This is a genomic window from Coleofasciculus sp. FACHB-1120 (genome assembly GCF_014698845.1).
GTDB lineage: Bacteria > Cyanobacteriota > Cyanobacteriia > Cyanobacteriales > FACHB-T130 > FACHB-T130.
This window is the reverse complement of the sequence record NZ_JACJTV010000063.1, coordinates 1-11,449: the sequence shown is the minus strand read 5'-3', so window position 1 is coordinate 11,449 and position 11,449 is coordinate 1. Positions and strand designations below refer to the sequence as shown.

At 49.2% G+C, this 11,449-nt stretch carries 6 protein-coding genes; all 6 read right to left on the bottom strand.

What is annotated here, in order from left to right:
- Positions 1 to 378: 378 nt before the first annotated feature.
- Entirely contained in the window at positions 379 to 3,264 is a 2,886-nt protein-coding gene (locus H6H02_RS26100; protein ID WP_190823284.1) for a hypothetical protein, read from the bottom strand.
- A 105-nt stretch (positions 3,265 to 3,369) separates the two neighbouring features.
- Positions 3,370 to 5,535 (bottom strand): hypothetical protein, encoded by a 2,166-nt coding sequence (locus H6H02_RS26095; RefSeq protein WP_190823282.1) that lies wholly within the window; start codon positions 5,533 to 5,535, stop codon positions 3,370 to 3,372.
- Between the two features lie 242 nt (positions 5,536 to 5,777).
- The gene (locus tag H6H02_RS26090) at positions 5,778 to 7,037 is read right to left on the bottom strand and encodes a DUF4159 domain-containing protein (RefSeq protein ID WP_190823280.1); all 1,260 of its coding nucleotides are present in this window, start codon (positions 7,035 to 7,037) and stop codon (positions 5,778 to 5,780) included.
- Between the two features lie 62 nt (positions 7,038 to 7,099).
- Positions 7,100 to 8,179 carry a phage tail protein gene (locus H6H02_RS26085; RefSeq protein ID WP_190823278.1) on the bottom strand — a complete coding sequence of 360 codons (1,080 nt, stop codon included), beginning with the start codon at positions 8,177 to 8,179 and terminating at the stop codon, positions 7,100 to 7,102.
- 186 nt (positions 8,180 to 8,365) lie between these two features.
- Positions 8,366 to 10,573 carry a putative baseplate assembly protein gene (locus tag H6H02_RS26080; protein ID WP_190823276.1) on the bottom strand — a complete coding sequence of 736 codons (2,208 nt, stop codon included), beginning with the start codon at positions 10,571 to 10,573 and terminating at the stop codon, positions 8,366 to 8,368.
- 126 nt (positions 10,574 to 10,699) lie between these two features.
- Positions 10,700 to 11,113 (bottom strand): GPW/gp25 family protein, encoded by a 414-nt coding sequence (locus tag H6H02_RS26075; protein WP_190823274.1) that lies wholly within the window; start codon positions 11,111 to 11,113, stop codon positions 10,700 to 10,702.
- Positions 11,114 to 11,449: the final 336 nt, after the last annotated feature.

Here is an 11,449-nt window from a genome sequence, read left to right as displayed (position 1 = left end):
TGTTTGACAATGAATATGATTTAGCCCTGGCTGTGATGGAGGGCATGGAATCACGAAGTGAACAAGGTGGGTATACGATGGAGCGTTTTAGGTTTAAATCATCCTAGCTACTTATCAGATATAAGTAGTGCTAATTCAATAATATTTTGACGGTTTATAGAAGTTTTTTGGTCGGAAAGTCCCGGCTTCTTCAATTAAAATTTACAGATCCATAAGGGTTCAAAGCCAATTGAATCTGCTACTCCAAACCCCAAGACCGACTAAGCTAAGACCTACTAATATCTATTCTCGATAACTGGTATAAGTTAAGAGGGATTAATGATGGGTGGCATGAGTGACGCGATCGCGTCACTCATGCAAGTTTTGGGTTTGCTTAAGTCAGTCAGAACGGGGTGGTAACTCGGAGGGCGAGAGCGAACCTGGTTCACTGGGGGTTGGTACGGTAGCAGGATTGACAGGAGTACCGGCGGCAGGGGTTCCAGCGGCAGGAGTACCGGCGGCAGGGGTTCCGGCGGCAGGAGTACCGGCGGCAGGGGCACCTGTGCCAGAAGCCTGTGGGGTACTACCAGTGGCAGAGGTTGCGGCGGGTGCCCCAGAGGCTCCGGGAGGGGGCGCTGGGGGTAGCGGCGGTGGGACGATTGGAGCCGGGACTAAGGTAGGTGGAGCTGGGACTAACGTAGGTAGAGCCGGGGCTAAGGCAGCAGGTGGCGGTGGCGGTGGCGGTTCAAAAGTTTCAATTGTAACCGCTCGGCTAATTTGTTCGCCAGATCCATTGGTGACTTGCAGCGTAATCGTTTCACTACCCGGTTTCTGACTGAGAGTGTAGGGGATACTGCCCTGAGCGGGAACCGTACCGGGTGACGGAAGCAGCTCAACTTTAATATTGCTGCCGCCTTCTACTTTCCAAGATATTTTAATAATTTCACCAGGTTTTATCTGATTGACTGGAACAATATATTTGGGTAAAGCTTCTTGATTGTTGATTTTAAAATTAACAATTCTCGAAGGTTGGGCTGTAATTTTAATTGCATCCGTCTTCTTAGTATCTGATGGTTCCTGTTGTGCTGTATTGGGAACGACCATCATTTCAAAGATGTAGTCTCCTGGTTTGCGAGCATCTGTAGGCACATTTTTACAGATTAGCGCTGCTTCGGCAGTACAGTATTTTGCCAAACCCTTTGCCACACCTTTGCTGAAGTCAAACCGCTTCAATACACTATTCACCGTACCGTCAGGCGATCGCCCGATTAACTGCAACTCTTTAATCTGCTCTGGATTGACGACTCTCCAATTGAGGTGAATTTTATTGGCATTGGTGGGTTTACCAGGGACTTCTGCATAAATCGGTCTTGTAGAGGAAAACTCGATAATTTTTGGGGGAGGCTCCGGTTCAATTTTGATCGGACTGGTCTTCAGAGTATCTGATGCGACATCTTTTGCCTTTTTGGAGAAGACTTTCAGTTCAAAAACATAGTCCCCGGCTTTGCGGGCATCTGTCCGCACATTTTTGCAGATTAAAACCTGACGAATCGCGCAAAATGACTTGAGTTGCTCTGGAACACCCTGGCGGAAATCGTAAGAAATGGGTTCAACGGTAGCTGTACCGTCAGGCGATTGTCCGGTGAGCAAGAGCGACTGGATCTGATTGGGGTGGCGAATTTGCCAACTTAGACGAATTAAGTCATCTTCAGATGCTTGATAGAGAGCATCTGAAGAGCTAAATTGAAGGATTTTTGGCGACGGCTTTGGCTTAAAGAATATCAACCAAATCAGGAAAGCGATCGCGATTAGAATTCCTAGAGAAAGTAGTAGTACCAGCAGGAATTGCCACCAAGGACGAGGTTCCCAATACAACGTCCCCTGCGGGGCATCATTAATTAGGGGCAACTGCTGCGTATCTTCAACTTCAACGCCGAAGCCGATCAACCGCCCTCCCCCATACAGAGGACGACGCCACCACTTGAGCGGTTTTACCTGAACTTCGGCGATGGCTAAGGAAAAAGGCGCTATCCGTATCAAGGAAGGCGACACCGTGTAAGAACACACATCCTCCTCATCCAAACTTTTGGCTCGCAGGATAACCTCGCGCGAGGTGTTGCCTCCATTGTTTAATCTGAGTTCGTACAATCCCGATAGGCGTCTCACCTTACCGACTAGCGTGCGAAATTCTACGGTTAGAAGGTAAGTCGGGAGAATTTCTAGGTAAACGACATCCAGCAACACCAAGCCTGGATTGTTGACAGAATATAAGCGAACGGTAGGATAGTAAGTTCCTGCCAGCGCGTCCATTGGCGGGTTTAACACTAGCAGAATTTGCCCACTATCTCCGGGGTTGAGGTCTAATCCTGTCGTCGTTGTCACCAATCCCGGTGACTCTATCCCTTCCGGATAACGCACGCTAAACCATTTCTCGTCCAAATCCGGGCACATCAGCCGAAATCGATCGACTCTGGCAGAGCGATTGTGTACGTTCACCACAACTTGCAATAGCGAACCGGGTTGGAGACGAGCCGGAATCGCAGAACTGGTGATTGGCTGAAGACTAAAGGTAGGATCGCTAACCCGAATGGCAGTCTCAATCGGCGGTAAAACCTGGAGTCGCGCTTGATGGCGGATCGGGGTATCTTCGGGGTAGTGCTGCGGCGCATCGACCACCAACAGGTAGGGGTAGGTGCCCGGTTTTGTCTCGACTGGCACCTGAAACTGAAAGATGACCTCGCTGGTAGAGTTGGAACCTAACGCCAGCCGCTGATGGGGAGATGCACACCACTGACGGAGCGGTTGGGATACTTCATCGATAAAAATATCAATTAAGGCACTTTGATTGCCCTTGTTACTCACCGTGATACAGAGATCAAAGGTCGCTCCGGCGACGAGGGCGTAGTCTCCGGAAGGATTTAGGATCACCGCGAGGGGATTACCGGGAGCCAGCGCTTGGTGGATGGTTTTAGGCAACTGCTGACTGCCTCGTCTGGCAGCAAGACGCATCCGATAGCGTAATTCGCCTGCGACTTCCGTCTCTTGTACAAAGCCTTGAGCGACCAGATCGTCCAACAACGCGATCGCTACGTCTTCCCCTGAACCAGTATGATCTGCCACTTCAGCCAGACTGACTTCGGATTTTTTACGCATCATCCATTGCACGATCTGTCGCTGGGAGTCAGGTAGCGTCAGGACATCGACCATTGTGAGACCACCGGCTTTGTCATCCTGTCTCCCCTGTCTCTCTAAGGAACCAGCATCGAACGGTTGTCTCGTTGTCATTGTTTCCCTCCCCAGAAATAAGGACTGAGGAGACGCGGTAAATCGGCGTCTCTAGACAACTGAGGACTAAGTGAGGCTTCTAGCTCAGTTCTCAGTTTTTTCACCTCAGTTTTGTTGATCGCACTGTAGTTGCGGTAGCCGATCCACACGTTTTAACCTCACCTCAGTATCATCACTACCACTCAGCACGAAAATAGAGTTTCCGACCGTCTTAATATCTACACTATTAATATGCCAAGACTGACCAAAGGAGCGATCGATTTTTCTGCCTTTTAACTGGGAATCGCGTTTACCTTCAGCAGTCAGAGGCCAAAGCATCACTCGTCCGTCATCCCCCCCACTCGCCAAGTAGCAACCATTGGCACTCAAGGCTACTGAACGAACTGACTTGCCGCTGTGACCATCCGACCATTCATCCAAAACTTCACAAGGTCCCTGCTCGGCAAGACATTTTTGCATATTCCATAAGGTAATGTACCCCTGGTTATCAGCAGTGACTAAAAGATTCGGCTTGTATTCAGCACTATCCAGGCTGACGATGTAATCTTCCTGACCTCCTTGCCGGGGATAGGATACGCGCCCCCATTTGTCTTTTGCCAAGTTCCACACGACAAATTGGTTGTAGCGTCCCGCGATCGCTAAGTTTCTATCCGCTTTTCCCACCAATGCCAGAGCATTCACGACAAAGTCAAATTTCTTCCCTCGCAGCGGTTGATTTGTCGAGTTGGGATTGTCGAGGTCGCGTTCTACATCCCACACCGCCACTAAACCACTCCCGTGACCGCTTAATAGATAACGCGAGTCTTTGGTGAATTCTAGAGCTAAAACCCGATCATCTTTTTGGAAAGAGAAAGAATTTATCGGTAGCTTCCTTTCTCCCGATACATTCCATAGCTGGATCTCCCCATTCTCTAAGCCTGCGGCAACCACATCATTGTCTACAGGTTTATACCGGATGACACGCACGGCTTTACCCGCCTTTCCCACAACTCCCATTTGTTGATTAATCAAGGGATTCAGAAAGCCTGAAGTGCGCCATCTAATTGCGGTTTGGTCATTCGATCCACTGATCACTTGCTCAGCGACTCCATTAAATTGCACCGACGTGACAGGCGCTTTGTGACCCCAAAACGGGTTGCCAGGATTTAGCCACGACAGCGCCCAGAGCAAGAAAAGCAGCAAGATTAATCCCGCTAACTGCATCCAGATAGGGAGAACTGGTCGGACAAGCAGTTTCAAGATTTGGGTGTCATTGCGGACATCTAAGCGCTCATCCGACACAATCGCCTTAACTTCCAAAAGAAATCTTTGAACTGAACCCCACCAGCGCCGCTTCCTCGTACAGACTAGCTGTAATTGAGTCGTCTCACCTGGGTTCAGGTCTGCCACTTCAGGGATAACCTGCAAATTGAATCTTCGCTGATCTTCCGCATTGACTTCGCAACTCACTTGCTGAGTTAAATTGCTGGCATTCTCAAAATTCAGTTTGTAAGTTGCGGAGTTATACTTCCATCTCGGCAGCCAATTGGGCGATGGAGGGATTTGCTGCAAGGCTGGGGTGCAACTGAAATCTATAAATCCCGCAGCAACGACCTTGATTGCTCCTACATTGCTTGATGGGGGACCATTATGCTGAGTACATTCAACGGTAAAAGGGTATACCTGGCTAGGAGCAAGGGTGGCAATAGGTATTTGGCATAAGAAACTTGTTTCTACCTTGCTACCGGGTGCAACTTGCAGCCGTCGTTCAGCACTCTCGGCTAGCCAAGCCGGCTCTATGCCCACAAAATGTATCACGACGTTGGTGGATAGTTGGCTGGGATTGTATACCCAGACTGGTATCTCGATCAAATCTGTCGGATGAACGACGAATTCTTTGACTGGCAGCTCAACCTGCATGGGGATGGAGCCACTTCCCTGGTCAATGGCTATCCTAAGAAGTTGTCTTTCTTCCTCCCGGAGTTCCATCGAGAAGATGCGGACGGTGATATTCATTTTGCCAACAAACCCAGGAACGGGCGTGTCAGTAATCGCTACATAAAACTTTGTACTATCTCCAGGGGGGGTTTTGGAGCTAATTCCTGGAGATAGTTTATACCAGGAATTAGCTACACTGGAGTCAGCACCAGCGGCTAGTAGTTCTACTTGAAAAGTTGCAAATTGATTGCTTTCATTCGTAACTGTTACTTCAAAGGTAGCCGGTATTCCTCCCGGTTTGTATCGAAGTAACTGGGTGGATAGTTTAGCATTGACGAGACTTTTATTTACCATCAAAAATATACCTTTTTAGCGATAGCAGTCTTGTTTTATTGGTGAAAGCTACCTTTTTTTATGAACCGCGAAGACACAAAGAGCGCTAAGGAAGAAGGAAATAAGAGAGAGGAAAGAGAATTTTATTAATTCATTAGAATCTATAGTAGTTAGATACCTAACCAATTGTTGTTTGTTAATAGTTACTTGCAAGAAATAAGAAGCCCGGAGAAATGCCTAGTTTTTGTTTTGGAGAGAAATTTTTAAAATTGTAGTTTGTCAAAAATCGCTTGCTTGACTGAGGGTTTGGCAACGGTTGATATAGGATTATCTGCTCTTAATAATTGGGTGAGTTGCCGTCTGCGCCATGCGAAATGCAGAAGGTTTATTCCCAATTCTTGAGCGGTGCGAATCGTTTCTCGTGGCAGTAAAAGCTTGTCATCCAATCCCCACGCTGCTGACAAACTGCCAACGACTAAGATAATTCCTCCTCCATAGCCGAGTTGAATGGGCTGTTGATTTAAAGTGGGTAGGGCTGCAAACAAGAAAGGCTGTGTCCGCAAGGGATGATTCCGGCTCAAGCGTTTGATATCCTCTAAAGGAGTTCCGAGTTGTTGCGCGATCGCCATGATGCTCTCAATCAGTTCTATGGCATCGGTGGCAGCATCGACTAGCAGGATACCCCCTGTCTCTAAATAATTTTTCAGGGCTTCAAATTCTCGATCGTTCAGATAGAGTGCCTGACGACCCGTGAAGTAAAGTAGGTCATAGCCTAAAGCGGCAAGCGGCAAAGACTTTTCGGCACCCAAAAAGGGAACTTGTCCAATCAGATCCGCTCCCTGTAAGCTTGGGTAAAGTGCAGGAACCGAATTGAGTAAGTACGAAAGATTGGAAAAACTGCGCCCATCGGCAGGTTGCTGCTGCGTGACTTGGGCAACACGGACAACTGCTTGAGGACGCGATCGCGCGATCGCTCGATAACGCAAATCTAAGCTGTTAACAGTTGGAAAAAAAACATCCTTGGGATGCTCTAATTCCTCTGACTCGGATTGCAGAAAAATTCGGCACAATTCCACTTCCATGTCACTCGGTGGAGTGGTCTTTTCATCCAGTCGAAAGGTTTCCTTTTCAAATTCACGAGACTCTTTCCGGCGCAATTTCTCCGGATCTACATAACTAATGGATAGATAAACCATCTGCGGGTTCTCTGTCAGCGTCTCACCCGACACCCGAAATTCAATCGGTTCAGAAACAATAATTGGGTTTCCTGCCACGTCAATCGCAATTCCCGGCTGAATTTGTACCCAACGCCCATCCCGAAATTGCGGCGCGACTTCCGCTGGTGCTGCGATCAAGCGCACGCCCAAACCGCAGACAATTCCTGGCTGGTTAAGAGACTGGTAATGGATATTCTGTCTCTGTCGGTGGTACTCATGCGCCCGACGCCAACGGTCGGCATTCATCAACAGACCATCAGTAACTTGGAGACGTTCTAAAGGATTAGTTGGTGGTGGAGGAAACATAATTGTTAATGGCTATTTGAAAGATTGCTAATTGTTAATGACTAATTGCTTTTTTATTCCGATTACCCACTACCAATTACCTCTGCAATATCAAGATCGTAAGTGCAGAAAGCCGGTTTTTCCTGGTCGATGATGTGCCGCACCAATCCTTCATCGACTTGACCTGGTCGGTCAGGTCGCAGGCGCACGATGAAGTGATAGGGACGCCCACCGCCCAGCATGGAGTCTTCGCCAAGGCGCGTTTCTCCTAACAGGAAACCTTGACCAAAAATTTCTTCAATACTAATGTGCTTATCAGCTTCTTCAGGTAGATGGTCGTCTAGGGGCAAGTCTGTATACAGATGTAGATAGAGCCGCAACCCTCGTCGCGTTCCTCGCCAGCGATAAAGTTCTACCGCCTGACGAATTAGATATCGCTGCCGATTTAGACTCCAACGGGCGTCCATCGGCCATGCTACCCAGTGGGCAAGAAAGGGTAACAGCGTCGCTGGCGCAGTTAACGGATCTAAATAAGCCCACAGGAGATCCATCGACTGCACTGCGGGTTCAAAAGTCTCCTCAAAAATCTTCAAAAAGCGACCAATAAAGTCTACTTCCCGATAGAGACTGGGTAAGAAATCTAGGTAGAGACTGCGGGGACGGATATAGAGGTTGAAGGCTGCGGATTCGATCAGTTGTCTGGCTGGTGTGACAAGCCCGCCCGTGCCTCCTTGCTCTGTATAGTACACATGAAGGCGGCTATGATAATCGACGACTAGGGTTCCACCCGACTCTAAAGACTGGTTATTTTCAAAGAAGTTGGCTGGAATTTGGAAATATAACACCGCATCCATCTGCTGACCTGGGGCAATTTCATGACCCTCCATCCCAATGCGATACCAATGGCTGGGAAAGTTGCCCTCAAGTTGCAGGTTCACCTGTAGAATTCGGGTTCCCAGGTTTTTTAGCTGCACCACCATTTCACTGGGTTCGCCAGGATACACAAGCAATTGATTGCTCGTCATGCCCTCGGTACTTACACTGCCACTCAGTGCCAGCGCATTGGCAGTGCTACTCGCCCCCACTGGCTGAACTGCCTCGGCAAGCTGCATGGGGGTGAGTGTCAGGTGTAAGATTTTACCGTGCGAGGTGCTTTGAGTCATAGTCAGTGGTAAGTGCTGAAAATCAGGAGTAAGGGATGAGGAGTGAGTGAGGAATCAGAAAGTGAAAAGCCAGAAGTTAGCAGTCAAAAAACTAGAGGAACTGATACTACTTTCTCATTCTCTTCACGCTTGCACTTAATCCGGGCTTCGCACCGCTTCGCTAACAGTCCTGCACCCCTCAGTCCTTTATTGAATCAAGTTGACAACATGACCAGAGCGCAGGCGACTGTTCAGCCAGGAACAGACTAGCCCTAAAGGACCGGGATCGATGACGGGGTTTTGAGGCAGTGTCCGTATCCAGGTTTGTTCCTGCTGACGCAACTCAAACAGCTGCACCACACCTAAATAGCGAACGCCTGGAATTTGCTGGAATAAGGTGACAATGTCTGAAGGATAAACGGGGCGTCCAAAGGGCCAGCCTTTCCCATCCATTCCGCCAGTAAGTGGGTTGAGGAAGCGGTACAGCGCTACCCGTAATTTCAGCAGAATTTCTTCTTGGGCGCGGGGGTTATTGTACTCCGGTTCCAATGCGACTTCAGTTTGAACAGACACTCCGACATATTCGGGTGCTTGCAGACGCACTTGCACTCCCAGCAGCCGTCGCTCATTCAGGTAAGCATGGATTTGCTCGCTCAGTTGAGGGCTGAGGGAAAATAGGTCTGGGTGAATGCCTTCCCCGCGCGCGATCGCATCCGTATTCGCCTGGGGCACCAGCATCAGTCGGACGGTTCCGGCTTCGCTACTATCGGTAGGAGTCAGACAACGGGCACGAGCCACGCCACCGCCAGCTGCCTGTAGTGCCAGTACCTCAAAATCTTCAGGGGTGACAGCGCGATCGCGGGTGCGGAGCATTGCTGGCACTCGGATGACAGCATCTTCCAAAGATTCGGCGTCGGCACCGTTGCGGGCGGGGGTATGGTTAATGACTCTGGCAACGTAAGGAACGGCTGACTTGGGGATGGTAATGGTTCCCCGTTGAACATTGCCTTTTCGACCTCCTCCCGTGCGGTAAGCGACCATCCGAATCGCGGAGCCTTTGGGCGGCACTGCACCATATTGACGCTCTAGCGATCTCACTTCTTCAGGACGGGCACTCGCATTCAGCAAGCGATCGCTCACCAGATTCTGCATCTGCGTTCTCGCCCGCAACTGGGTCTGCTGTTGGAGTTGGGCGGGTTCTCGAATCAGGGGGCCAAACTGAACCATCCCAGTCCGCGAGTCAATCGTGTAGTGAAGATCCTGAGGGCCAGAATCAGCAAAGTCGTTAACTTCTGTCCATATTTGAGGCAAAGCTCCAGGCGGACTCACCAAAATGTATTCATCTTCCCGCCGTGTCAAGACCGGAACGCCTTGCAATTGGAAAGTTTGACCGGGTGTACCTTCGCTTTCTCCCAAAAGTTCATTTCTTATCTGTTCGCATTGAGAAGCGAGGACGGTGCCACCAATCGCCCTCACCGACAAACTCACAATCCGCGGGGAACTACTGTAGCCCGGTTGTGTAGGGTCGATGTGACTATAAACGCAGCGTAGCCAGCGACCTTGGTAGGTAAGGAAGTGGCTCACCGGCCAGCGTTGGGGCAGATGTAGCACAATATCCCCACTTTGGAGGGGATTGCTCCCACTCCGGGCGAATTCGCTGAAACTAAATCCTTTGGTGCCATCATCGGCTTCCTGCAACAAAACCGGCTGCCAGTACGCGCCATTCCAAGCTTCCCAACGGCGAGGAGGCGCATCGGGATTAATGCCGATGGCTGTCGCAACTTCTCCTTTAAACTTGACTGCCAGAACATTCCCTTCGCATTCGTCCTCCGGGTCGAATACCAGATAAAAGCAATTTCCCGGCTGGGGTTGCTCATCAAAAAAGGCTAATTCTCTCCCCATCCACTCACCGTCAGGGCGCAGAGTCCAAAGGTTCGTGAAGCGATCGCGCAACATTTGAGGAGCATCTTCAACTGTCTGAGCCGTTAGAAAATGTCGGATACTCGGTTTGCCAATCACCATCGGCTGGTTGGTACTGAAGACAATCGCTTGCTCAGTTTCTGTCCTGACGGTCGCAATTTCTACCCCAGATGGAATCGTATACGGGTCGGGCAAAGCAGCACTTAGATAAAAAGTCAGGTCTGTCTGAGCAGGAACCGGAGCTTGCAGGCGAACCCCTAGCAACTCTAAAAAAGCAACGTAGTTGCGACGGGGAACTTGATTGAACCGCAGCAACATTTGATCGGTCAGCCACGCAAATAGCTCAATTAGCGTGATGCCGGGATCGCTAGGGTTATAATTCGTCCACTCCGGACAATAGCGAGGAATTCGCAGAATGCACTCATCTACTAAATCTTTGAATGTCCGGTCATCTAAGTCGGACTTCGGTAACTTGGGTAAAAAATCAAAGTCCATTATTTATAAATAATCGGTAGCTAGGAATTGGTAATTAGTAATTGGGCAAAAGTTATAGAAATGCGATAAATGAGTCAGAATTTTGAATTAAAGAATTCTCTTGTTACTCAAAACCCTCATGAACCATCACTCCTCTTTGCCGTTCAGATAGAAAGGATAGACCAAGCTACGAGCATCATAAGTGCCCTTAGGATGGTATTCCACAATAATATCCACTCGACCTCGGATGGGATCGGGGTCAGTCCGCACCAAATCGATGACAATGCGCGGCTCCCACATTTCTAGAGCTTCTTGGACGTGCAAGCGCAACAGGAGAAGGGTTTGAGTATTCATAGGCGCAAAGACCATTTCCGATAAGCGCGACCCAAAATTGGGTCGATACACCCTTTCTCCCATTTCAGTCCGCAGGATAATCCGAATCGATTCTTCGATATTCCGTTCTGCTGAACTGAGTTGAAGTCCTCCCTGTACGTTCACCCGTAGTGGGAAAGACCATCCCGTACCCAAGTGGCTGTGCTGCTTATCCGATCCTTCTGGCATAAAAGTGACTCTGTGCCTAGTATCGCAGCTACTTTACTAAAGCTGAAAGCCTCCGACTATTCGCCAAAAGTCGAGTTATCCCAAGCTGGCTCTAGCTCTGAGTTTTAGGGGCGGTGCCCTTCCACCTCAAAGCGGGTTGTAGCCGAAGGCAACAGTCGCCAAGCGCAGCCAGTCGCACATACAACATTGCTTAAATGACCTGAATTCAGTTTGACACTGCGGGGTCTACTACCTTGTCAAGCTTGAATTGATGGGTAAAGACGCTTGAGCTTAATGCGAGCATCAGCGGTAGTAAATTGCCAATCAATTTTTCGAGAATCTAGATTTCGTTGTTTT

Bases quoted from the DNA above. Each gene is read 5' to 3' on its own strand.
- H6H02_RS26100 (WP_190823284.1), bottom strand. From the start codon at position 3,264: ATGACAACGAGACAACCGTTCGATGCTGGTTCCTTAGAGAGACAGGGG.
- H6H02_RS26095 (WP_190823282.1), bottom strand. From the start codon at position 5,535: ATGGTAAATAAAAGTCTCGTCAATGCTAAACTATCCACCCAGTTACTT.
- H6H02_RS26090 (WP_190823280.1), bottom strand. From the start codon at position 7,037: ATGTTTCCTCCACCACCAACTAATCCTTTAGAACGTCTCCAAGTTACT.
- H6H02_RS26085 (WP_190823278.1), bottom strand. From the start codon at position 8,179: ATGACTCAAAGCACCTCGCACGGTAAAATCTTACACCTGACACTCACC.
- H6H02_RS26080 (WP_190823276.1), bottom strand. From the start codon at position 10,573: ATGGACTTTGATTTTTTACCCAAGTTACCGAAGTCCGACTTAGATGAC.
- H6H02_RS26075 (WP_190823274.1), bottom strand. From the start codon at position 11,113: ATGCCAGAAGGATCGGATAAGCAGCACAGCCACTTGGGTACGGGATGG.